The organism is Chromatiales bacterium (genome assembly GCA_020445605.1).
GTDB lineage: Bacteria > Pseudomonadota > Gammaproteobacteria > JAGRGH01 > JAGRGH01 > JAGRGH01.
Genome location: JAGRGH010000052.1, coordinates 1 through 24,382, shown reverse-complemented (window position 1 = coordinate 24,382; position 24,382 = coordinate 1). Strand labels below are relative to the sequence as shown.

18 protein-coding genes are annotated in these 24,382 nt (G+C 64.4%); 11 read left to right on the top strand and 7 right to left on the bottom strand.

Features of this window, described 5'->3' with window-relative positions:
* Positions 1–27: 27 nt before the first annotated feature.
* Genes mgtE through KDG50_13115 form a run of 5 tightly spaced genes read left to right on the top strand, consistent with a single transcriptional unit; the run spans position 28 to position 5,191 of the window.
* Positions 28–1,386, top strand: a complete 1,359-nt coding sequence (gene mgtE / locus KDG50_13135) for a magnesium transporter (protein ID MCB1866359.1) — start codon at positions 28–30, stop codon at positions 1,384–1,386.
* Positions 1,383–2,294, top strand: coding sequence for a class I SAM-dependent methyltransferase (locus KDG50_13130; GenBank protein ID MCB1866358.1), 912 nt, complete (start codon positions 1,383–1,385; stop codon positions 2,292–2,294). The genes mgtE and KDG50_13130 overlap by 4 nt, the downstream gene beginning before the upstream one ends.
* The gene (locus tag KDG50_13125; GenBank protein MCB1866357.1) at positions 2,294–3,298 is read left to right on the top strand and encodes a hypothetical protein; all 1,005 of its coding nucleotides are present in this window, start codon (positions 2,294–2,296) and stop codon (positions 3,296–3,298) included. The genes KDG50_13130 and KDG50_13125 overlap by 1 nt, the downstream gene beginning before the upstream one ends.
* 7 nt (positions 3,299–3,305) lie before the next feature.
* On the top strand, positions 3,306–4,781 hold the full coding sequence (locus KDG50_13120) for a tripartite tricarboxylate transporter permease (protein ID MCB1866356.1): 1,476 nt from the start codon (positions 3,306–3,308) through the stop codon (positions 4,779–4,781).
* Positions 4,760–5,191 (top strand): hypothetical protein, encoded by a 432-nt coding sequence (locus KDG50_13115; protein MCB1866355.1) that lies wholly within the window; start codon positions 4,760–4,762, stop codon positions 5,189–5,191. Before KDG50_13120 ends, KDG50_13115 begins: the two co-directional genes overlap by 22 nt.
* On the opposite strand, the gene KDG50_13110 is transcribed toward KDG50_13115, so the two are convergent.
* From KDG50_13110 to KDG50_13095, 4 genes are all read right to left on the bottom strand, one after another.
* On the bottom strand, positions 5,181–6,404 hold the full coding sequence (locus KDG50_13110; GenBank protein MCB1866354.1) for an alginate export family protein: 1,224 nt from the start codon (positions 6,402–6,404) through the stop codon (positions 5,181–5,183). The two genes, KDG50_13115 and KDG50_13110, sit on opposite strands and share 11 nt — an antisense overlap.
* Positions 6,405–6,418: 14 nt before the next feature.
* Positions 6,419–6,988 (bottom strand): hypothetical protein, encoded by a 570-nt coding sequence (locus KDG50_13105; GenBank protein ID MCB1866353.1) that lies wholly within the window; start codon positions 6,986–6,988, stop codon positions 6,419–6,421.
* Positions 6,989–7,123: 135 nt separating this feature from the next.
* Positions 7,124–7,654, bottom strand: coding sequence for a hypothetical protein (locus KDG50_13100; GenBank protein ID MCB1866352.1), 531 nt, complete (start codon positions 7,652–7,654; stop codon positions 7,124–7,126).
* A gap of 116 nt (positions 7,655–7,770) precedes the next feature.
* Positions 7,771–9,111: a phenylacetate--CoA ligase family protein gene (locus KDG50_13095; protein MCB1866351.1), complete on the bottom strand. Its 1,341-nt coding sequence runs from the start codon at positions 9,109–9,111 to the stop codon at positions 7,771–7,773.
* A gap of 130 nt (positions 9,112–9,241) precedes the next feature.
* Here KDG50_13095 and KDG50_13090 point away from each other — a divergent pair, with 130 nt between their 5' ends.
* Both KDG50_13090 and KDG50_13085 read left to right on the top strand, forming a co-directional pair.
* On the top strand, positions 9,242–9,598 hold the full coding sequence (locus KDG50_13090; protein ID MCB1866350.1) for a group II truncated hemoglobin: 357 nt from the start codon (positions 9,242–9,244) through the stop codon (positions 9,596–9,598).
* Between the two features lie 322 nt (positions 9,599–9,920).
* Positions 9,921–10,577 (top strand): hypothetical protein, encoded by a 657-nt coding sequence (locus KDG50_13085; GenBank protein ID MCB1866349.1) that lies wholly within the window; start codon positions 9,921–9,923, stop codon positions 10,575–10,577.
* A gap of 61 nt (positions 10,578–10,638) precedes the next feature.
* Here the strand turns inward: KDG50_13085 and KDG50_13080 are convergent, their stop codons facing one another.
* Positions 10,639–13,734 (bottom strand): error-prone DNA polymerase, encoded by a 3,096-nt coding sequence (locus KDG50_13080; protein MCB1866348.1) that lies wholly within the window; start codon positions 13,732–13,734, stop codon positions 10,639–10,641.
* 103 nt (positions 13,735–13,837) lie between these two features.
* Between KDG50_13080 and rlmKL the strand changes: the two genes are divergently transcribed.
* Positions 13,838–15,976 carry a bifunctional 23S rRNA (guanine(2069)-N(7))-methyltransferase RlmK/23S rRNA (guanine(2445)-N(2))-methyltransferase RlmL gene (rlmKL, locus tag KDG50_13075; protein ID MCB1866347.1) on the top strand — a complete coding sequence of 713 codons (2,139 nt, stop codon included), beginning with the start codon at positions 13,838–13,840 and terminating at the stop codon, positions 15,974–15,976.
* 384 nt (positions 15,977–16,360) lie between these two features.
* Positions 16,361–17,875: a GGDEF domain-containing protein gene (locus tag KDG50_13070; GenBank protein ID MCB1866346.1), complete on the top strand. Its 1,515-nt coding sequence runs from the start codon at positions 16,361–16,363 to the stop codon at positions 17,873–17,875.
* A gap of 182 nt (positions 17,876–18,057) precedes the next feature.
* Here KDG50_13070 and KDG50_13065 read toward each other — a convergent pair whose 3' ends face one another.
* Positions 18,058–19,587 (bottom strand): methyltransferase regulatory domain-containing protein, encoded by a 1,530-nt coding sequence (locus tag KDG50_13065; protein MCB1866345.1) that lies wholly within the window; start codon positions 19,585–19,587, stop codon positions 18,058–18,060.
* Positions 19,588–19,985: 398 nt separating this feature from the next.
* Here KDG50_13065 and KDG50_13060 point away from each other — a divergent pair, with 398 nt between their 5' ends.
* Positions 19,986–20,756: a DUF4197 domain-containing protein gene (locus KDG50_13060; GenBank protein MCB1866344.1), complete on the top strand. Its 771-nt coding sequence runs from the start codon at positions 19,986–19,988 to the stop codon at positions 20,754–20,756.
* Between the two features lie 37 nt (positions 20,757–20,793).
* On the opposite strand, the gene KDG50_13055 is transcribed toward KDG50_13060, so the two are convergent.
* On the bottom strand, positions 20,794–22,269 hold the full coding sequence (locus KDG50_13055) for a DNA polymerase Y family protein (protein MCB1866343.1): 1,476 nt from the start codon (positions 22,267–22,269) through the stop codon (positions 20,794–20,796).
* 466 nt (positions 22,270–22,735) lie between these two features.
* Between KDG50_13055 and KDG50_13050 the strand changes: the two genes are divergently transcribed.
* Positions 22,736–24,172 carry a TIR domain-containing protein gene (locus tag KDG50_13050; protein ID MCB1866342.1) on the top strand — a complete coding sequence of 479 codons (1,437 nt, stop codon included), beginning with the start codon at positions 22,736–22,738 and terminating at the stop codon, positions 24,170–24,172.
* Positions 24,173–24,382: the final 210 nt, after the last annotated feature.

The following is a 24,382-nucleotide window of genomic DNA, read 5'->3' as shown; positions in this document are numbered from 1 at the left end:
GCAAATTCTGGTCAGGTTCCAGCGCGTATGTCCGACTCCGACGACAAGCCACTGCGCATTTCACGCCTGCAATCGCTGTTGCGGGCGCTCGACGAGCAGTCGCTGCAGAACGTGCCGCGGCTGGTCAATTCGCTGCATCCGGGCGAGATCGCGCACCTGCTCGAGTCGCTGCCGCCCGCGCAGCGTGAAGTCGTCTGGGATCTCGTCGACCCGTCGCTGGACGGTGAAGTCCTCGTCAATCTTAACGAAGAGGTCCGCTACGGCCTCATCGAAAAGATGGACACCGCCGAACTCGTTTCGGCGACCGCCGGCCTCGACACCGACGACCTCGTCGACCTGCTCCAGGACCTGCCCGGCGCGCTCACCGACCGCGTCCTCGCGTCCATGGACCTGCAGGACCGCCAGCGCATCGAGTCCGTGCTGTCGTTCGCCGAGGACACCGCCGGCGGGCTCATGGACCCGAACGTGGTCACCGTGCGCCCGGAACTCACCATCCAGGTCGTGCTGCGGTATCTGCGCGTGCGCGGCGATCTGCCGCCACATACCGACGCCCTGTATGTCGTCAACCGCGACGGCCGCTATCTGGGGCTGCTGCCGCTGACCGTGCTGCTGACCTCCCCGGCCGACCAGACCGTTGCGGAGATCATGTCGCTGGACGTCGACGCCATTCCGGTCGACCAGACCGCGCGCGAGGTCGTCTCCACGTTCGAACGCAAAGACTATGTCTCGGCCCCGGTCATCGGCGCCGACCAGCGCCTGCTCGGACGCATCACGGTCGACGACGTCGTCGACGAGATCCGCGACGAGGCCGACCGCAGCCTGCTGGCGCGCGCGGGCCTGAGCGAAGAGGAAGACCTGTTCGCGCCGATCCTCGCCAGCAGCCTGCGGCGCGCGCTGTGGCTCGGCATCAACCTGCTGACCGCGCTGCTCGCGGCCTGGGTCATCGGGCTGTTCGAGGCAACGATCGCCGAGGTCGTGGCCCTCGCCGTGCTGATGCCCATCGTCGCAAGCATGGGCGGCATCGCCGGGGGACAGACCGTCGCGGTGGTCATCCGCGGCCTCGCGCTCGGGCACATCTCGGCGCGCAACGCGCGCGCGCTGGTGGTGCGGGAAACGGCGATCGGTCTTCTGAACGGACTGCTGTGGTCGGCGGTCGTCGGACTGATCGCAGGGCTGTGGTTCGGCAATGCGTCGATCGGCTATGTGATCACCGCAGCGATGATCATCAACCTGATCGCGGCGGCGTTTTCCGGTGCCGTCGTGCCGCTGGTGCTGCAACGCATTGGCATCGATCCCGCGCTCGCCGGCAATGTCGTTTTGACGACGATCACCGATGTCGTCGGATTCTTCGCGTTCCTCGGCCTGGCGACAGTGTTTCTGTTGTGAGCATCCGCACGCCCGAGCGCACACCACCAGTGGCCGCCAGCCCAGAGCCAACGCAGTTCGAAGTCTTTGAACCGCTCGCCGAATCTGCACCCGTCATGTGGCGCGAGGCGCAGCATCTGTGCAGCGACCACTGCCGTGCCTACCACGGCGTCTGGCAATACCTGCTGCTGCTCGATGTCATCCGTGGCCTGCGCAGCGATCGCGCGTTTCTGATTCAGACCCTGCGCGAACGGTTGCGCAGCGAACGCATCGAGCGCGTCCTGGTCTCGGGTACGGCGGACTACGCAATGCCGGCCTGCGTGCTGGCAGCGGCGCGGCTGGAAAACCAGTCGCCCAGCATTACCGTGGTCGATCGCTGCGCGACACCACTCGCGATCAGTGACTGGTACGCACGACAGGTATCCGCGGACTTCGAAACGGTGCAAAGCGACATCCTCGAGTATCGCGGCGCGGCGCCGTTCGATCTCATCTGCACGCACTCGTTCATCGCACGATTTGAACCCGAAGTGCGCAACCGGCTGTTGTGTCACTGGCGCGATCTGCTGCGCCCCGGCGGCTGGGTGCTCACCAGTCACCGTGCACGCCCCGGCCTGGACGCCGAACGGGTCCGCTACGACGACGCCACCATCGAGCGGTTCGTGGCATCGGTGCGCACGGCCGCGGACAACTTTGCCGCCCCGCTCGGGGTGTCCCGCGAAGACCTGCTGCGTGAGGCGCGAAAGTATGCGCAGGCGAAGTCGAACTTCAACCTCCGGTCCGGCGACGAAGTCGCGGCACACTTCACACACAACGGCTTCGAGATCGTTGCGCGCGATGAACTCGTGTCGAATTCGATGACCGGCGATCATCCACCCGTGCAGGCTTCCAGCGGCAGTTACCGCGTGCGCCTGCTGGCGAGGCGCATTTAGTGTTCAAACTTCTGTTCCGGCGCGGCCTGATCGCGCTCTGCATGATCCTGTCCGCGACCGCGAACGCCGACGAACCGTTCTACCGGGACCAGCTCATCACCTATGTGGTGGCCACCAAACCCGGCGGCGGTTATGACGCCTATGCCCGCCTGATCGCACCGTTCCTGGAAAAACATCTCCCCGGCTCGCGCGTCGTCGTGCGCAACGTGCCCGGCGCGGGCCACATCATCGGCGCGAACCAGGTCTATGCCGCAAAACCCGACGGGCTCACGCTGGTCACCTTCAACACCGGCCTGATCTACGCGCAACTGCTGGAACGCGAGGGCGTGCGCTTCGATCTCGCGCGCATGGGCTGGATCGGCAAGGCCGCGGCCGACCCGCGCGTACTGCTGGTATCGACGGCAGCGCCGTTTCATACCGTCGCCGACCTGCGCCGTTCCGCGCGGCCGATCGTGCTGGCGAGTTCCGGGGCGGGCACCGCCGCACACAACGAGATGCGCATCCTCGCCGAGGTGCTCGGTTTTCCGGTGACGCTCGTCCCGGGCTATGCCGGAAACGAGGCCGAGATGGCCATTCTGCGTGGCGAAGTCGAAGGCATGCTCGGCTCGTGGAGTTCGTTGCGACCGTTCGTCGAACGCAAGCAGGGACGGCCGCTGCTGCGCATTGGCGGCGATGCCGTGGACTTTCAGGACATTCCCGAGGTTGGCGATCTGGTCACGGACGCTGACGCGCGCTCCGTGGTCGCCTTCATTCGCGCCCAGTCCGAACTCGGCCGCCTGACCGCGGTGCCGCCGGACGTGCCGGCCGACCGGCTGGCGACCTTGCGCGACGCGTATGCACGGGCACTGGCCGACCCGGAACTGCACGCCCAGGCTGCGCAGCTGCGTCTGCCGCTGGCGCCGCTCGACGGTGAATCCGTCGCCGGGATGGTGCGCTCGGCGCTCTCGCCATCACCACGCGCACTGGCCCGGATTCGCGAGCTGGCCGCCGGCGGCAACGACTGACCTTCCAATGGCCGATGCAGGTGCGCTGGCGACCCTGACCGGCCTGCTCGGATCAGGCCATTTGCTGGGTCTGATCGCGCTCGCCGTGCCGATCGGCATGTTCTTCGGCGCCGTGCCCGGACTGGGCGGCAAGCTCGCCATCGCGATGGCCATCCCGTTCGTGTTCGGCATGGAACTCACCGCCGGCGCGGTGTTTCTGGTGGCCCTGCATGCGGTGGTGCACACCGGCGGATCGCTGCCCAGCATCCTGCTCGGCATCCCGGGCACCGGTCCGGACGCCGCGACCGTCGTCGACGGCTTCCCCATGGCACGCAAGGGCCAGGCCGGCCAGGCACTGGGCGCGAGCCTCGCCGCCTCGGCGCTCGGCGGTGTGATCGGCGCGTTCACGCTGGCACTGCTGGTGCCGATCTTCGAACCGGTCGTGCTGGCCTTCGGTTCGGCGGAAATCTTCATGCTCGCGGTGTTCGGCATCACCTTCGTCGCTTCGCTCAGCGGTCGACGGCTGCGCGCGGGGCTCATGGTCGGGCTCGCGGGCCTCGCCTGTGCAAGTGTCGGCATGGACCCGATCTCCGGCGTGCCGCGTTTCACCGCCGGGCAGCTCGGCCTGTGGGACGGCGTGAATATCGTGACCGCCGTGCTGGCGATGTTTGCGGTGCCGGAGATGATCGACCTCGCGCTGGCCGACCGGCGCGGGGGCGCCGAGCCGCCCGCGCGTTACCGCCTGCGCGAGCTGCTGAGCGGCATGCGCGCGCTCATCACGCACCGCTGGCTGGCCCTGCGCACCTCGGTCATCGGCGCGGTCATCGGCCTCATCCCGGGGCTGGGCGGTGATGTCGCCGCGTGGCTGTGCTACGGCCATGCCGTGCAGTCGTCGAAAACGCCGGAGCGTTTCGGCCATGGCGCGATCGAGGGCGTGATCGGCCCGGAGACCGCGAACAACTCCAAGGAAGGCGGCGCACTCGTGCCGACCCTGTTCTTCGGCGTACCAGGCAGTTCCGGCATGGTGCTGCTGCTCGGCGCGCTGGTGATGCTCGGGTTTGCGCCGGGACCGGACCTGATGCTCGGCAACCAGGACCTGCTGTGGACGCTGGTGTGGACACTGGTGATCGCGAATCTGGTGGCGGTCGCGATGTTCGTCGCCGTCGCGCCGGCGCTCGGACGCGTGGTGCAGGTGCGCGCGGCCCTGCTCGTGCCGGTGGTCCTGGTGCTCGCGCTGCTCGGCAGCGAACTCGCCAGCGCACACTGGCAGCAGATGCTGGTCATGGCGGCACTCGGCGTGTTCGGCTGGCTGTGCAAACGCTGGGGCTGGCCGCGCGCGCCGTTCGTCATCGGGCTGGTGCTCGGGCCGGTCGCGGAGATCTCACTGCACCGGGCGTGGATCATCTGGGGCCCGGGGATGTTCGCGCGGCCGATCGTGATCGTGCTGATGCTGCTGACCATAGCGAGCCTGCTGGCCTACGCATGGCGCAGGCGACGGGCATGAAGGGCCTGCGCGGGCCGTTCCTGACGATCCTGTTCGGCGCGATCGCCTGGACCGGCTGGACGCTCGCGCAATCGGGCAGCGCACTGCCGCTGCTGATCGGCGTGGCCGGCATGCTGCTGGCCATCGCCCAGACCGTCGCGGACCTGCGTAGTGAACCCGACGCGGACACCCCGCCGCTGCTCGCCGCCGAGTGGCGTCAGCTGGGCTGGTTCGGGCTCCTGTTTGTCACGGTGCTGCTGATCGGGTTCCTGCCGGGCGCGCCGTTGTGGATGCTCGCCTACCTGTGGATCGCGCGCCGCGAGGGCTGGGGCCTGAGCATCGCGTTCGCGGCGGGCACCGCGCTGCTGCTGTGGTCGGTCACGCGCATCGTGCCGGGGGCCGTGCTGTTTGCGGGCCTGCTCAGAACTTGAAGCGCGCCTCGGAACCGACAAACAGCGCCGGGTCGGCATCCGGTCCGAAGGCATCGCCGGGCACGAAATAGCCCAACATCAGTTCGAGTTTCAGGTTTTTGATCTCGCGGTAGCCGAGGATCAGGTCGAACTCGTAGCCCAGATCGCGATCAACGCCGTTCGGATCATCGAACGCAATGTCGCGCATCGCATCCGACCGGCGCGCCTGGCGATAGTCGTGCCAGACCAGATCGACGCTGGATTTCTTCGTCGGCCTGAACCCGGCCCCGAGCGTGAAAATCCGCAGATTGCTGAGTTCCGGGTCCAGCGCCTCGCCGTAATACAGGAACGGTGTCACGCCATTGAGGCGATCGTCGTTGTCTTGGATGCCGATCTGGCGGAAAGCGTGATCCGTACCGTCGTTCGGATCGCCGTCACCACTGCCCAGCGCAAAGCCAACGGTCAACGACGGATTCCAGCGCCCGCCGATGAGCCAGGTGACTCCGAGGTCCAACGCATGGGCATCGAGCGAGGTGCTGGCGTCATCCCCGCGCATCAGCGCAAGTTCCAGCCAGTGCTGAACATGCTCGTTCAGGCGACCGCGCGAGCGCAGGCCCAGCCACCAGGGGTCGGCCTCGGAACCGTTGCGGCCCTGCTGCCCCATGGCGTAGGCCGTGACCGTCCATTCCTTGCGCGGGAGGTACGAGGCCATGGCCTGCCAGAAATCGAACTCGCCGTCCTCGTGTTCATCGAGGAACTCGCGGCGGAAGCCGGTCTGGCGCACGGCGGCAAACTCGGCCTGGAGGGTGTCACCGCGGTAGAACAGCCGCGCGCCGTCCAGGCTGTCGTCGTAAAGCCACTCACGTTCGTCCTCGAAGTCCTGCCGGCCTAGGCGCAGGGACCAGCCGGAATCGCCGAAGGGGATTTCGACCCAGGCCTCCTCGAGGTCGAGGCTCCACTCGTAGTCGCGGTCGCGGCCCTGCTCTTCCAGTTCGAACTTGCGCTTGAGTTCGGCCTGCACATAGCCATGCAGGCCGTTGGCCGGCAGGTTCCAGGTCCACTCGAGCTGGAACTCCGGCGCGATCAGGGTGCGCGTATCCGCGCGCGAGCGATCGAGGTCGAAATTGCGCTCGGATTCGAGATCGAGTTCGAAATGCCCGCCGATCGAACTGCCCGCAAGCGCCGGCGCACAGGCAAGCACAAGCAGCAGCGCCCAGGGCGCCCGGCCGATCACGGACTGGAGAAAATCTAGCTTGCCGACTTGGCCGGTTTGCGACGGCGCTGACGCAGGCGCAGGCCGGCGAGTGCGGCAAGGCCAATGCCGGTCATCGGAATGATCGCGGGCGCCACCGGGACATGCTGAGCTGCAAGCAGGGTGATCCGGTAGCCCTCCTGACTGTTAGTTGCATTGCCGCCTTCCACACGCAGGCCAAGCATGCCGCCACCGGGCACGTTACCGGTGAGATACGCAACTCCGTCCAGATCATCGACGAAGTCGATGTTCCCCGAAAGGCTTACGTTGTTACCGAGGAGCTGGCTCGCAGGGTCGAACACGACGTAGTCCGCGTCGTAATCCGGGCCGATCGCCTCCACCCGCAGCGTGAACGGGGTGCCGGGCGGCAGGTTGAATTTGAAGAAATCGAAGTCGTCGCTGGGCCACGACACCTCGCCCTCGAACGACGGGATCGTGACGACATCCGCGCCCGTGAAATCGTCATTGGTCGGGTCGGTATCGAGCGTCGGCGCGGCGAACGCCGGCGCGGCGCCCAGGGCCAGTGCAATCGAAAAGGCCAGTGGTTTCGGCTGGAACGCGTTCATTGAGTTAGCCCCCTGGTTGCGCCGCCGCGTCCGGCCGCGCCTGTTAATTAGATCAATTCCGGCGGATTCTAGCATCGGCGGCGAACAGCGCCCGCGCCCGTGCCCGTGCCTGAAGCCACCCGCCGGCAGGAGCAATCAGCCGGCGGTTTTCTTCGCCTTGCGACGACGCTGGCGCAGACGCAGACCCGCGAGCGCCGCAAGTCCAATGCCGGTCAGCGGAATGATCGCGGGTGCCACCGGGACATGCTGCGCTTCGACGAGGGTGATCCGGTAGCCCTCTTGGTTGTCGTCGATCCGGCCGCCTTCCACACGCAGACCGAGCATGCCGCTGTCCGGTACGGCACCGGTGAGGTATCCGTTTCCATACAGGTTGTTAAGGTCGTCGATCGACGACGAGAAATCTACGTTGTTGCCCAAAAGATGAGCGGGGTCGAAAACATAGTAGTACGCGCCGGACTGCGGACCGAGGCTCTCCACCAGCAGGGTGAACCGGGTGCCGGGCGGCAGGTTGAATTTGAAGAAATCGTAGTTGTCGCTGGGCCAGGATACTTCGCCCTCAAACGACGGGATCGTGACGACATCCGCGCCCGTGAAATCGTCATTGGTCGGGTCGGTATCGAGCGTCGGCGCGGCGAACGCCGGCGTAACGCCGAGCGCCAGCGCCATCGGAAAGGCCAGTCGTTTTGGGTGGATTGCGTTCATTTGGAAGCCCCCGTGTATCCGCGCCGCCGCGTCCGGCCGCGCCTGAATAAAGTTCTGATTACGCAGGATTCTACCACCGGCTAACGCGGCCCGGCATCGACATGCGAGATGAAATCCTCCCACTTGCCGCTGGCGCTGCGCTCCAGGGAATCGTGGAAACTCAGCTCGATCTCGAACGGGTATGGCACGGCGGACAGGATCAATTCGCGCAGTTCCACGAGTTCGGGCTCCGTCAGGGGTCGCTTCACCACAAACCGCCCTTCGAGCCGTTCCACGCTGTGCTGCACGAACTGATGCTGCACGATCGGCGCGACCTTCAGAAACGTCGTGGTGCCGAACGATGGCCAGTAGCGCCCACCGTCCGGTGTGATCAGCGTGTTGCGCTGCCGGCCGAGGATGCGCGTCAGCACGGGCAGCCCGCGTCCGCACTCGCACAGCGCCCCCACCTCGGCATAGTCGCCGAGGGCATAGCGCAGCAGCGGCATGGCGTAGTTCAAAAGCGGCGTGACCAGCACCCGGCCGATCTGCCCCGGGCCGCAGGGCTGGCCGTCGTCGTCCACGACCTCGACCAGCAGCCGCTCGGACTGCACGTGATAGTGCTCGTGCTCCGGGCATTGCAGCGCGAGCTGGCCGACTTCCATGGCGCTGTAGCCATCCGTGATCACGGCGCCGAACACTTCACGACACAGCTCGCGAAGCTCGTTGGGGACCACCTCGCCGACCGTGATGATCTGGGCCATCCCCGCCAGTGCCGCGCCGGTCTCCCGGCAATGCAGGGCGAGCGCGCGCACGTTTGACGGATAGCTCATCAGGTAGTGATGCGGCCGACGCTGGAGCCAGTCCAGCTGCTCGGCCGTGCTCGCCGAGGTGTTCAGCGCGTAACGCGGGCCGGTCGGAAACGGGAACGTCGCCATGTCGCCCCAGCGTTCGTACGTCTCGCCTTCCGGCCAGGCCGCGGTATGCCAGCGCCGCTTGCGAATGGTCGTAAGCGGTTTTTCAAAGTCGCGGTCGTGCCAGAGGTGAAAGCGCAGTTCGATGGCCTTGAACCACAGTGCGTCGTAGACCGTGCCCAGCGCGCGCACCGGCGTGCCCGTGGAACCCGAGGAACGGTTCTCGACCACCTCGCCGTGCGAGGGCGGCACATCATCGCTTTTCAGCGAGAAGCCAAGCGCCTGCACCTCGCGTCGCGAGAGGATCGGGATGCGCAGCCAGTCGGCCTCCGTCAGGGGCACGCCCGGGCGAATGCCGGCGATCGCCAGCCGCTCGCGATACCACGGCACCGTGCGCCAGGCATGTTCGACGAGTGCGGTGGCCTTTTCGAACTGCTGCGCGCGCAGCTCCGCGGCCTCCAGCCACTGACTGTCAGCAAGCTGGTTCTGCATCTCCAGAACCGCTTCGATACTGATGTTGGGACCACTCACAGCCGCCAAGCATACCGACTGGCCCGGATCATGGCTTGACATCACGTAGCCGCAGACCAAACCTGCACGGCTGGCGCGAGCCGCGCCGGCCTGGATCAACCCCGTGCCAGCCGAAACCCTGTACGAACGCATCGGCGGTGCCGGGCGCCTGCGCGAACTCGTCGACCGCTTCTACGACCACATGGCGAGCCTGCCCGAGGCGCGCGACATCCTCGCGCTGCACCCGCCCGATCTCACGGGCTCGCGCGACAAGCTCTACTGGTTCCTGTCGGGCCTGTTCGGCGGCCCGCCGCTGTATGTGGAACGCCGCGGCCACCCGATGCTGCGCCGCCGGCACCTGGTCGTTTCCATCGGCCCGCGCGAACGCGATCAGTGGCTGCTGTGCATGTCCCGCGCCATGGACGACCTCAGCTTCGACGGCATGCTGCGCCAGCAGCTCGACCAGTACTTCCGCAACACCGCCGAGCATATGCGCAACGACCAGTGACCCGGTCGGCACCGACGCGGCACCTCACCGCAGTTTCGCTCGATTGATTCGTCTTGACGAAGTCTTGCTCAAGGGCTAATTTCATCCGCGAGCGCCGAGCGCATGATCGAACAGGGTGTCAGGGGAATGACTCGGGATATCGATGAAACCGGGCTGGGTTCTGGCAAGGCATCCCCCTCTCGCAACCTCTTTCGTTCTGGCATTCAGCAATGGATCGCCAGCGCATAGCCCCACCCAGAGGGGCTTGCCGTTCCTCTGCCACCGCCGCTTCCTGGCGTACGCCGCCATTCTGTGTTTTTTCGTAATTTTTGGAGGTAGCCTGATGAAATACGCGCCAGCCATGGTCGGCCTGATTCTGTTAACAGGATGCGCGTCTGTCAGACACCAACCTATTTCCAGTGACGCAATTGGCGCACTCGGGTCGGCATCGACAACCACGAGCGCTTACGATAAACCGGATTTTATGGCCTTCACTGCCGGCAAGGCATACTTTGGTGTGCTCGGGGTATTAGTGGCAGTATCAGAAGGAAACAAGATTATCGAAGAAAACAATGTTCCTGATCCGGCCGTCAGGATCGGAAATTCGATTGCAGAGTACATTTCTCTAAGGCGAGGCGTAACGATACTGCCCAATGCAACAGTGGCAAACAGCGATTCGCTGGACTCGCTGTCCGATCTCTACCAGCACGCGAGATTCATAATTGACATCAAGACACTGAACTGGAGCTTTGTTTATTTCAGTTCTGACTGGAATAACTATCACGTTCACTATGCGGCGAGAATGCGCCTGATTGACACGCAGTCTAAAGAAATAGTTGCTGAAGATACGTGCCAATTCAAACCTGAATACTCGAACACCGACTCCGCGCCGACCTATGATGCGCTGGTAAGCACCGGCGCGGCAGGCTTGAAGTCGGAGCTTTTCAAGGCGGAAGAGTTCTGCACGGATTTTTTTGAAAAGGGAGCGCTGCTGCTTTAGGAAGCATCCAACCAGCCACGTAATTGATTCGGGGTTTTTTGGTTCCGGCAGGTAAATTCGCTCAATGAAAATCCCGTGAAACGGACGGCAGGGTGCCGATCAGCGCGCTGAGGTCCTCGAGCCGGCGCGCGATGAGATGCACGACCTCACCATCACGCTGCACCTGCCCCGCCACCCCCACCAGACGCGCGCCGAGCACCACGGCGCGATGCTGTTCGACCACCCGGCTCCAGACGACGACATTCGTATAGCCGGTCTCGTCCTCGAGCGTCAGGAACACCACGCCGGTCGCCGTGCCCGGGCGCTGGCGACAGGTCACGATGCCCGCCGCCGAAGCCCATTCACCATGTTCGAACGCGCCGACCTCGGCGGCCGTGCGCAGGCCCTTCGCCGCGAGCCGTTTGCGCAGCAATGCAAGCGGATGCCGGCGCAGGCTCAGATGCGTATGCCGGTAATCGGCAAGAATGGATTCACCTTCACGCGGCGTGCGCAGCATGGGCACGCCCTCGGGCGGTTCGGCGTTTTCAAACATTGCGCGGGCGGGCTCCACGCCACGGGTCTGCCAGCGCGCCTGATGACGGTTGCCGGCCAGCGCGTGCAGGGCATCGGCGGCGGCAAGGCGTTCCAGCGCACCGCGATCCAGCCCGGCCCGTCGTGCAAGCTCCGTGACGGATGCAAACGGCTTCCTGATTCGTGCGGTCACGATGCGTTCGGCGGCGGCTTCGGCAAGCCCGAGCACGAGCCTGAGGCCCAGCCGTAACGCAAGCCCGCCCGGTCCCTTGCACGGTTCCAGCGTGCAGTCGTATTCCGAGCGCGTGACATCGATCGGCCGCACTTCGACGCCATGTCGACGCGCATCGATGATGAGCTGCGCCGGCGCATAGAACCCCATCGGCTGGCTGTTGATGAGTGCCGCAGCAAACGCCGCGGGCTCATGGCACTTGAGCCAGGCCGAGACATACACGAGCAGCGCAAAGCTCGCCGCGTGCGATTCAGGAAACCCATACGCACCAAAGCCCAGCAGTTGCCGGTAGATGCGTTCGGCGTATTCGTCGGAAAAGCCGCGTGCATGCATGCCGTCGAGCAGGCGCTGACGGAAATGTTCCAGCCCGCCGTTGCGCTTCCATGCCGCCATGGAACGCCGCAACTGATCGGCCTCGCCGGCCGTGAAGCCGGCCGCGACCTGCGCCAGTTCGATGACCTGTTCCTGAAAGATCGGCACGCCCAGCGTGCGTTCGAGCACGGCACGCACCGCGGCGTTCGGATAATCGACCGGTTCCTCACCGCGCCGACGGCGCAGATACGGATGCACCATCTCGCCCTGAATCGGCCCCGGGCGCAGAATCGCGACCTCGATGACCAAATCGTAGAAACATTCGGGTTTCAGTCGCGGCAGCATGGTCATCTGCGCGCGCGACTCGACCTGGAACACGCCGATGCTGTCGGCCTGTTGCAGCATCGCGTAGACCGCAGGGTCTTCCGGCGGCACGCTGGCGAGGGTCAGTGCACGGCCACGATGTTGTTGGATTAAATCGAATGCACGGCGGATGACCGACAGCATGCCCAGACCCAGACAATCGACCTTCAGCAGACCGAGCGCGTCGAGATCGTCCTTGTCCCACTGGATCACCGTGCGCCCGGGCATCGCGGCGTTCTCGATCGGCACGAGTTCGCACAGCGGCCCCTCGCTGATGACGAAACCGCCGACATGCTGCGAGAGATGGCGCGGAAAGCCGATCAGCTCGTCGACCAGCCAGCGCAGCCGCGCGATCAGCGGATTGTCCGGATCAAAGCCCTGCTCGCGCAGGCGGTCGGCGGCGAGCGCCTCGCGATCCCACCACGCACGGTTCGCGCCGAGCTGCACGATCTGGTCCGGGCCGAAACCCAGCGCACGCGCCACGTCACGGATCGCGCTGCGCGCGCGATAGCTGATCACGGTCGCGGCAAGCGCCGCACGCGCACGGCCGTATTTGCCGTAGATGTACTGGATGACCTCCTCGCGCCGTTCGTGCTCGAAGTCCACGTCGATGTCCGGCGGCTCGTTGCGCTCTTTGGAAATGAACCGCTCGAACAGCAGATGACCGCGCGCGGGATCAACCTCGGTGATGCCCAGACAGAAACACACCGCCGAGTTCGCGGCCGAGCCACGGCCCTGGCACAGAATGCCGCGCCCGCGCGCGTAGTGAACAATGTCATGCACTGTGAGAAAAAACGGCTCGTAACGCAGCTCGGCGATCAGCACGAGTTCGCGTTCGATCTGCGCGCGGACTTGCGGTAACACCCCGCCGGGCCAGCGCCGTGCCGCACCCGCAAGACTCAGTTCACGCAGGTGCCGGCTCGGCGTGCTGCCGGCCGGCACGAGTTCGCGCGGATACTCGTAGCGCAGTTCGTCGAACGAGAATGCGCAGCGTTCGGCAATCGCGAGCGTCTCGGCGAGCAGTTCCGGCGGATAGATGGCCGCGAGTTCCCCGCGCGTGCGCAGCCTGCGCTCGGCGTTCGCGAACAGCGCGCGACCGGCCTGCTGCACCGTGGTGTGCAGTCGCAGTGCCGTGAGTACGTCCTGCAACGCACGACGTGCACGCCGGTGCATGTGCACGTCGCCCGCCGCCACGGGCCGCAGACCGGTTTGCCGGGCCAGATCGAGCAGCCGCGTCAGGCGCTCGGCATCGCGGGCCTCGCGATGCAGTTCCACGGCCAGCCAGGCACTCGCACCAAAGCGCCCGGCGACCCAGCGCGCGTCGTCCGCCGCGGCCGGACTGAATGGATCAATCGGCGCATACAGCGCGAGACAGCCGGCGAGATCGGCGGCATCGAGATCGGCACGGGTCAGGCGATAGCCGCCCTTTTCGGCCGCGCGCCGCCCGGCGGTGACCAGGGCCGCGAGCCGGCCGTAGCTCGCGCGGTCCGTCGCCAGCAACACCAGGCGGATGCCGTCGTCGGCAAGCCGCAGTTCCGTGCCATGGATCAGCGGGAGGCCACAGTCCCGCGCCGCCAGATGCGCGCGCACGCTGCCGGCGAACGAGCACTCGTCGGTCAGCGCCAGCGCCGCATAGCCGAGTTCGGCGGCGCGCGCGACCAATTCCTGCGCGTGCGAGGCCCCGCGCAGAAAGCTGAAATTCGACAGACAGTGCAGTTCCGCATAGGCCGGCGTCGACATACTGTATATAAAAACAGTTTTCGACCTTTTCCGAAAGGGCGCCGGGGGCGGGTCATCCCGGTCTCGCGCTAAACTGCGCGCCCCATCCCGCCAGACCGCCCGCTTGAACCAGAACTTCGTCGTCACCGCCCCGAAGGGCGTCATCGGCCTGCTGCGCGCCGAACTGCGCGCCATGGGCATCGACGCCGGCGCGCAGGGCCCGGCGGCCCTGCTGTTCGAGGGGGGGCTCGCCGCGGCCTATCGCGTGTGCCTGTGGTCGCGCGTGGCCAGTCGCGTGCTGATGCCGCTGGCCGAGACACGCGTGAACGGGCCGGACGCACTGTACGACTTCGTGCGCACGATCGACTGGAGCGCGCACCTGGGCCCGGCCGACACGCTCGCCGTCGACTGCACCGCGGCGGGCTCGGTGCTGCCGCACAGCCAGTACGCGGCGCTGAAGGTCAAGGACGCGATCGTCGACCAGTTCCGCGAACACGGCGGCGCGCGGCCGTCGGTCGATCTCGAACGGCCGACCATTCGCATCAATCTGCATGTGCGCAGCGAGAAGGCGCGACTGTCGCTGGATCTGTCCGGCGCCAGCCTGCACCGGCGCGGCTACCGCACCGAGGCCGGCGCAGCGCCGCTGAAGGAGAACCTCGCCGCCGCGCTGCTGCTGGCGGCGGACTGGCCGGCGCTGGCGGCCGGAGGTTTCGCACTGGCCGACCCGCTGTGCGGCGCCGGCACCCTGCTGATCGAGGCTGCAATGATCGCCGCCGATGCGGCCCCGGGCCGACACCGCGACTACTACGGCTTCCTCGGCTGGCGCGGTCACGACGCCGGCGCATGGCAGGCACTGCTGGCCGAGGCCGATGCGCGCGAGGCCGCCGGCCGCGCCCGCATGCCGTTGATCAGCGGTGCGGATTCCGACTCGATGGCACTGGTCCGCGCGCGGGAGAACCTCGCCCGCGCGGGATTCGCGAACCACGTGACACTGAACCGTCGCGATCTGCGCCAGGGCCTCGAACTGCCGGAAGCCGCCGGCGGACTCCTGATCACGAATCCGCCGTATGGCGAGCGCATCGGCGCCGACAGCGGTCTGCCCGCGCTGTACGCCGCGCTCGGTGATGCCATCGCGAAACACCCGGGCTGGCGCGCGGCGGTATTCACGGCCGACGCCACGCTGGCCGGCTACATCGGCCTCGCGCCGCAGCGCATCGACACGCTCTACAACGGCCCGATCGAGTGTCGCCTGCTGCATTTCACGCAGACCGAATCCGCGCACGACGACGCGGCGACGATGTTCGTCAACCGCCTGCGCAAGAACCTCAAGCATCTCGGCCGCTGGGCGAGGCGCGAAGGCATCGCGGCGTTTCGTGTCTACGACCGCGATCTGCCGGAGTTCGCATTCGCGGTCGATTGCTACGATCTGGAAACCGCCAATGGCTCCCAGCGCTGGGCGCACATTCAGGAATACGATCCACCCAAGAGCGTGGATGCCGAGCGCGCGGAACGTCGGCGCGTGATGGCCGTCGGCGCGGTTGCCGAGGCGCTGGAGATTCCACGCGAACACGCGATCATGAAACATCGCGCGCGCCAGCGTGGACGCGCCCAGTATCAAAAGCTCGACGCACAGTCGGGATTCCATCCCGTGCACGAAGGTGCCGCCAGATTGCTGGTGAATCTGACCGACTACCTCGACACCGGTCTGTTTCTGGATCACCGCCCGGTACGACTGCTGATCGCCGAACGCGCAGGCGGAAAACGTTTTTTGAATCTCTACTGCTACACCGCCACGGCGAGCGTGCACGCGGCGCTGGGCGGCGCGACGGAGAGCGTTTCGGTCGATCTGTCGAACACCTATCTCGACTGGGCCGAGCGCAACTTCCGCCTGAACAGGCTGGACGAAAAGCGCCATCGCCTCGTGCGCGCGGACGCCCAGACATGGCTGGAACAGGCCGCGGAAAGGCCCGCGCGCTTCGATTTGATCTTTCTTGATCCGCCGACGTTCTCGAACTCCAAGCGCATGGAAGATGTACTGGACATCCAGCGCGATCACGTGCGGCTGATCACCGACGCCGCCCGTCTGCTGACAGCGGACGGTGAACTGATCTTCTCGACGAATTTCCGCCGCTTCACGCTCGATACCGCTGCACTCGCGGCGTTTGCGATCGAGGACTGGACGGCGCGCACCACGCCCGAGGACTTCAAACGCCAGCCGAAGGTTCACCAGTGCTGGCGCATCACCGCCGCGAACCGCCGTTGAGCAAACGGCACGGAATCTGCCCACCGAGCCGACCGCCAATAACGGGTTGTTGAAAAAGGCCCATCCATGGCCTTTTCAACGTCGCAACCGAAAAGAGTGGTTTTCGGTTGCTCACAAAAATCAGGCACTTGCGTGTTCGATTTTGGGCGAGACGTCCCTGTCTCGCGTGATCGGGCTGTTGAAATGAGAATTTCAACAGCCTGATAACCCTTTAAACTGCGAGTTCTCCTATCGGGCCTGAACGGCACGAGGGGACTCAGGCCATTATTTTTCATTGTGTTACGCCGCCGATGATCTAAGCTCAAGAAGGCCGAACGATCTGCGCGCCATGGACGACCGATGTGGTTCGGCGTCCGTTTCCCTGGGCTTGCACCGTCTACAGGTATGCAGATCCTTCGAGCACTCTGGCATTCCATCCGCGGCCTGCGCATCCTGATGGTGGTCGGGATTCTGGCCGCCTATCTGCTCGCGATCTATGTGGTCTACCGCATCGTCGAGCGCTACTACGACCCCAGTCATCCGCAATCCGAGCCCAGCGCCCGCCGCGACGTCACCCTGCGCGCAAACGCACTGACCGACCTGCTGGATCAGCTTCACACCAGCGTGCAGACACTCGCCGCCGAACAGTCCGTGCGCGAACTGGTGGCGTTCGGATACACCATGGACATGCAGGACTGGGCCATCGGCGTGCGCCGCTTCGTGCCCGGCAGCCTCGGCGTTGCACTTTTCGACGTGGACGGCACCCTGGTCGGACAGGCCAACGACCTGCGGGTCGGTCCCAGTTGCGAGGCGGACGTCGGGCGGCTGGTCGCGGGCAAGGTCTTGCCATGGCCAATCGTGCACCGCGATCTACCCGGTCTGGAACACTTCGACATGATCGCGCCGATCCCGGACGCCAGCCATCCCAACGAAGGCTTTCTGTTCATGAGCTTTCGCCTGAGTCTGGTCGAGCGCTGGATCAAACCGTTCACCCAGGACGGCGAACGCGTGGAGATCATCGAACACAGCGGGCGAACCGTCGCGGCCAGTGGATCGATTCGCACCGGCGCCACGGCGTTCACCGCGCCGCTGGGCGACTCGCAGTTCGCGCTTCGCATCCACAAGGTGGTGGCCGACGCCGACTCACTGGCGCGTCAGCTGACCCTGTTCAAGACCGCGTTCTTCGTTCTGATCGTCATCGTTCCGCTGGCGATCTCCGCGCGCATCTGGAAACTCATGCGCGCGGACCTGGAACGCATCCGCACCACCCTGCTCGACGTCCGCGAAGGCCGCCACCAATCCTCGGATGCGCCCTCGCATCTGCTGGAGACGCGCGCCGCAATGTCCGACATCGAACATCTCGCGGCGCAGCTTTCCCAATTGCAGGCACGCCTGAGCTACGAGGCGCAGCACGACCCGCTGACCCGGCTGCCGAACCGGCGTTATCTGGAAGAGATGCTCATCCACATCTGTGGCATGGTCGAACGCGGCGCCGGTTTTCATCTGGTGATTCTCGATCTCGATCACTTCAGAAAGGTCAACGATCGCCGCGGTCACCAGGGCGGCGACCAGATGCTGATTCATTTCGCCGGCTGCCTGCGCAGAAACCTGCGCACCGGCGACTTTGCCGCGCGCTACGCGGGCGACGAATTCGTGCTGCTGCTCTACGAGGCGAGTCCGCCCGAGCACTCCACGGCGATGCTCGAACGGCTCATGGACCGCTTCGCGCAGAAGCAGCGTGAAGAGCAGCCGGGCGAACCGATCACGACCCTCAGCATGGGCAGCTTCCACATGAGCCCGGGCACGCGCGTGACACCGGAGACCGCGATCGGCAATGCCGACAAGGCACTGTTCGCCGCGAAACGTCAGGGACGCAACCGCATCGTGGACTTCTCCACAATCGACGCAGGCGCGGCCTGACCGGCGACATCAACCCCGGGCCACGAAACCTGCAAGCTCAGATCAATCCGTCCCGGATTGCCGGAGCTTTGAGCACGAAAAACCGTGGTTTTTCGTTTTCTTTCATTGTCGACGGCTTGCAGACGTCGACTATGGCGGCACATCCCTGTGCGGCGGGAAACTCTGAATGGTTCAGAGTTTGCCTAACGCAGCAATCCGTTTCGCCCGAACGAGCCCAGCACACGATCCAGATTCGCCGCGATCTGCCGGCGCAGATTGTCCGCATTGCCCGGTGGCGCGAGTTCGGCAAGCGCCTGGCCCGGCGCAAAACGCGGCACAAGCGCGGCGATCAGCCCTTCGCGGTCGAGCGTTCCATCCAGCAGCCCAAGCAGCTCGCGAATGAACGGATCGAAGCCGTACACGCGATGATGCAGGGTCGCGGTATGTGACCAGCCGAGCCGCGCCTGATGACGCGCCAGGTCGTTCGCGCGCAGCGCGCCGTCTCGCGCCGGATGATCCGCGCCCGGATCGGTCACGAGATCGATGACCTGATACGCGACCAGCGTGAACAGTTCCGACAGGGCCTCGTCGGCCTGTTGTGCGAGCGCTGCATTGCCGGCGCGGCGCACTTCGGCCGCGGCGGTTTCCAGCGCGGCATCGATTGAGACCGCACGCGGAAACGCGTCGGCCAGCTGGCTCAGCACGGACTTGGCCAGCGGATGCACGACCTCGGTCGTCTGCCCGTTCGGGTCCATGAACGCCTGCGCCTTTGCACGGCGCAGATCGCATTTATGCCGCGGTTGCAGATCGGACAGCAGCCACAGCCCGCGGAACCGGTCGAGGTTCAGTTCGCTGTGCGGCGCATCGTCCCGGCACAGCAGGCTTTGCCGGAAGCCGCGGTCGGTAAAGAAATCGAGATACTGGGCCTGCTCGACGGGATCGTTCACGCCGGCCAGCAGGGCCTCGACGGATTCGCCGTAAAAACCGGGCAGATCACAGTTCAGTGCAACGTCACAGACATAACGCAGGCCGGCAGATGCCGTACGCGCGGCGAACTCGTGCAGATGGAACGGCTGGTTGTTCGTCTCCAGATATTCATGCACGAGATAGGACACGGGCATGCGCGAAACGCGCGCAAGCTCCGTGGCCAGCGGGTGGTGATCATCGAGCGCCGGGGCAAGCTCGCCGATCAGCGCGGCGACCGCTGCGCCGCGTGCCTCAGGCGTGTCGTGATCGCGCACATGCCAGAGCAGCAGATCGCGCAGGGCGCCACGCCGCCGCCAGCCCGGAAACGCGTTGTAGCTGATATACGCGATGCCACCGGGCGCGAGCACGCGGCGAATCTGCTCGAGCAGCGCACCGCGCACGGCATCCGGCACCCAGGAATACAGGCCATGCGCGACGACGTAATCGACGCTCGCGTCGGGCAGGTCCAGCGCGCAGACATCGCCCTGGCGCAAGTCGCAGTTGCCGAGCTTCAGTGCCGTGACAAGCTCGCGGCCCTGACGAATCTGTTCGGCCGACAGATCGATGCCGGTGAACCGTGCCTCGGGATGGAAAAACGCCAGCGGGATGATGTGTCCGCCGCTCGCGCAGCCGAGGTCAAGCACGTGCGCGCGCGCCGGGTCCGCAGGCTCGAGGCCGTGCAACGCCGCCAGCGCGGCAAGGCTGGCCGGGCGCGCGTCCGAAAACGGCTGGGAATCGTAGGGGATTGCGTCGTAGGTATCGCCCACCTCAAAGTCCTCGTGAAGAGGCGGGGCGGAACGCACCGCGCATTGCACTCGACCGCGCCGGTCGCCCCGCGGCGATCGGCGGCGGCAGTCTAACTCCGATCCGCAAGACTGAATAGCACGCCTAGCAGCTGTTGAAATTCTCATTTCAACAGCCTGATCACGCGAGACAGGGATGTCTCGCCCGAAAATCGAACATGCAAGTGTTTGATTTTCGTGAGCAACCGAAAACCACGCTTTTCGGTTGCGACGTTGAAAAGGCCATGGATGGGCCTTTTTCAACAGCCTGCTAGGAACGGCCACCCGGTTCGCGATAAAACAATCGTTACGGATGGCGTTCTGGCGCGCATGCAGTGGGCTGGACCGTTAGACTGCCCGCATCCCGCACAGGAGTATCCGCAATGAATCGTCGTTCGCTCGTGGCCGCACTGGGCTTGCTGATCGGCTCCGCTGGCATGTCGTCAACCACGCTCGCCCTGGACTGGGGCGGCCTGAGCAAGGGGCTGGGTGACCTGCTGGGCGGTGGCGGTTCGGCCGGCGCGACCAGCCTCGCCGACCTCAGCCAGGGCCAGGTCGCCGACGGCCTGAAGGAAGCACTCGCCAACGGCATCGAGACCGCGATCGCCACGCTGGGCAAGACCGACGGCTTCCTGGGCAACGAACTCGTGCGCATCGCGCTGCCCGAGAGCATGACCAAGATCGCCAAGACCGCACGCAAGATCGGCGGCGGCTCGTATGTCGATGCCTTTGAAACGACGATGAACCGCGCCGCCGAACAGGCCGTGCCGGAGGCCGCCGGCATCTTCGCGGATGCGATCCGCGCGATGTCCATCGAGGACGCCAAGGCGATCCTGACCGGCCCCGAGGATGCGGCCACGAACTTCTTCCGCGACAAGGCCGGCCCGGCGCTGGTCGAACGCTTCCGGCCGATCGTGGAATCGGCAACCGCCGCGACCGGCGTGACCTCCGCGTACAAGGATCTCGTCGGCCAGGCCGCGCCGGTGCTCAGCATGCTCGGCAAGGGCGATGCAACGGACGTGGACGGCTATGTCACCAACGAGGCCGTGAACGGCCTGTTCACGATGATCGCGGGCGAAGAAAAACGCATCCGCGAGAACCCCGTCGCGCGCACCAGCGATCTGCTCAAGACCGTCTTCGGCGCAACGCGTTGACAGACAAGCGCATCTTTCCGGTCGGGCTGTCCGGGCCTCAGTCAAACCGCCCGTGCAGCCACCACTCGCCGCTCGGCGTGCGATAGACCCACAGCCGGTGGCCGGCGCGATCGGCGGCAATGTAGTAATCGCGCCGCACGGCTGCCGCCTCCCACCAGCCGGTCTCGATCCGTTCCGGGCCGCTGAGCAGGCGTAACGCCCCGCCCTGCGCGTGCGGCCGGTCGTCGCGCGCACGCAGAGGTTCAGGCGGATCGACGAGCCACAGCGGGCGCGGGGTGTCCGTCGCGGCATCGACGCGGTTCAGTTCCGGCTCGACACATCGCCAGGCACGCTCGGGACGATGATCGTCGTCGAGTGCCAGCCCGATGACCGCGTCATGACCCAGCCGCGCGCGCAGCCGCTCGACCAGCGCCTGCGGTTCCAGCGCAGCGGTGCCGAACAGGTCCGTCGGATCCTCCCCGGCCGTGCGGGTCTGGCTCACCTCCAGCGTCAGGGCCACGACCGGTGCCGGCAGGCTCAGCCCGTGCAGATGCGCCTCCAGCAGGGTCGCCATGCGGGCACTGTCGCGGGTCGGCTCGCGCAGGCCGACGCGCAGACGCGAGGCCGGCCCCTCACGATGATGGATGCGCCAGTCCAGCCGTTGTGCGACTCGCGCGCAGCCGCGCAGAAAGCCCTCGAGTTCCGCGAGCAGGCGCCGGCCGGCGTGCAGCAGCATCGGCGCGGCGGTGATCTCGAACGGCAGTTCCAGCCGGCTTTGGAAGCGCTTCGGCGGCGTGATCGCGCGGCGCGGATCGGGCTGACGCCCGAGCGCCTGATCCAGCCGCCGGACCCACGCCGGCCCGAGCCGCCGGGCAAGACCATCGCGCGGCAGGCGCAACACCTCGCCGATCGAGCGGATGCCCAGCCCCTGGAGCAGTTCGCGTTCACGCGCGCTGAAATCCGCGGCCTGTACCGGCAGCCCCGCAAGTACGTCGCTGAGTTCGGCCGGCTCCGTACAGGGCGTTGCCCGCCCGGCCCGTGCGAGCCAGCGCGCCGCAATGGGCGTGGGCGCGATGCCGAGCCTTGCGCGGAACCCCAGTTCACCCAGCCCCGCCGCGACCCGCGTGCGAACCGCCTCGAGCCCGCCGAACAGACGCAGGCTGCGGCCGATCTCGATCACCAGCGCCGCGTCGCCGTCCGTACTGAGCTGCGGGGAAAACGCCAGCGCCCAGACCGCCAGCGCCTGCAATGCGCGGGCCTCGCGCAGCGGATCGCGCGCGAACACCTGCGCCGAATCCACCAGCGCCAGCGCCGCCGCCAGCCGCATGCCGGGATGCACACCGAGAGCGGCCGGCCCGTCCGTGCAGTCATGCACCACAGGCATGCCGCCGCGGACCTCCGTGAGCAGCGCCTCGCCACCCGACGGCGCGCCGCGCAGCGTCACATCCAGCGCGAAATGCGGAAACGCCAGAGCCAGCCACAGCGGCGCCGGCCCGTCCGCGGGCACACGCGCCGGCCGCGCCGGCGTGGACACAACGGGTGCAGGGTTGTTCGCCGGTCGGGCGGCCGGCCGAACTCGATCAAAAGCGGGCATGGTCGGATACTGTGTTTTATTCCAGTACAGGCTAGCACGGCATCCGACTGCGCGCAGCACCGCTCGCGGGCCCGTCCCCGACCTCGCCCGCCAGTCGTGCCATCCGGGGCAGCTAGACCAGGCGCTTCTGCTTGTCGCACCGCTGGCCGCGTGCTAGCTTCTGGTGCAGGCATCGGGAGATTCAGTCAGGAAGGGGTACAGGAACCGTGCAACACGCAATTCAACTCAGGCGACCCCGCGACCCCCGCAGTCCGACTCACCGGGACTGCAAAACAGCCACCACCCAATCAACGACGCACGGCGATGGCGCACTTGGCCGCATATTGCCAATATTGTGCCGGCACAATATTGCCGATATTGTGCCAGCTGCATAATCTGCTGTTATACCCAAGGAAACATTTAGCAAATGTCCATACCAAAGCTATTCATTTCGTACAGTTGGTCGAATGCTCCTCATGAGCAATGGGTTGTTGATCTTGCTACAGAGCTAAGAGAATCAGGTGTAGATGTCATACTTGATAAATGGGATTTGAAAGAAGGTCATGATGCAGTGGCTTTTATGGAAAAAATGGTCACAGATCCTGAAATAAGAAAAGTGGCAATTATTACGGATGAAACATACGCCGCTAAAGCTGACGGCAGGGCTGGAGGAGTGGGAACAGAGACGCAAATAATATCTAAAGAAGTTTACGACAATCAGGAGCAAGATAAATTTGTTGCAGTAGTATCACAAAAGGATGGGGACGGAAAGCCGTATTTACCTACATACTACAAGTCCCGAATTTACATTGATTTAAGTGAGGCAGATAACTACGGCGACAACTACGAAAAGCTTCTTCGGTGGGTATTTGATAAACCTCTATATGTTAAGCCAGATATTGGCAAACGCCCTGCCTTCCTAGACGAGAAAGAGGGTATTTCATTAGGTACGTCTTCTGCATTTAAGCGTGCAATATCTGCAATTAGGGAAAACAAACCTTATGCATCTGGTGCATTAGATGAATATTTTGCAGCGTTTTCAGAAAATCTAGAGCGTTTTAGATTAAAAGAAGTTGAGGGTGAATTTGACGATGCAGTGGTAAACAGTGTTGAGCAGTTTCTTCCTTACAGAAATGAAGCTATACAGCTATTCATAGCCATAAGTCACTACGCGCCATCTGAAGATAACATCCTTAAATTACATCGCTTTTTTGAATCACTTATTCCGTACATGAACCGTCCTGAGAATGTCAGGCAGTGGAGTGAGTGGGATTTCGATAATTTTAAGTTCATCATTCATGAGCTATTTCTATATACGGTTGCAATACTGCTTAAAGCGGAGTGTTTTGATCAGGCAAACGTGTTGTTGACCCAGCAGTATTATTTGGCTGGTAATTCTGATTACGGAAAGAATGTAATGGTGAGCTTTATAGTATTTCGTGAGTACATGAAGTCACTAGAGCACCGTAATAAGCGATTAGAATTGAATCGCCTATCCGTTCGTGCAGATATGCTAGAGCAACGATCAAAAAGCTCTGGCATTGAATTTAGACATCTCATGCAAGCAGATTTTGTGATCTTTATGAGGGCAGAGATTGAAAGCGAAGATTACTATTCTCGATGGTGGCCAGAAACACTCCTTTACGTTGGTAGGTTTCATAGTGCATTTGAAATATTTGCTAGATCAATATCTAAACGATATTTCGACAAAGTGAAATGTCTATTAGTGATTGACAAACCAGAGGATCTTAATGAACTGCTTGAATCATATAAGGCGGATCGGCAAAAGTTACCGAGGTGGCAGTTTGATTCCTTCAGCCCAAGTGTCCTGCTTGGATTTGATCAGCTAGCAAAAAAGGTATAACAATCACATGCACTCGGACAGCAAAAAGCGGCGCGGCTTTCGCTGCGCTACAGCCACACCACTTTTTGCTGCCGGTGATGTGAAGCGTTGAGGCTGTCGGAAAACCCCCGTACTGGTAAAATCAAGGCATAAAAATCAGCGATTCGAGGGTCGGGTGAATGGCCAGATACAAGGATTACGACTACGGGCAGATGAAGATGATCCCGGTGT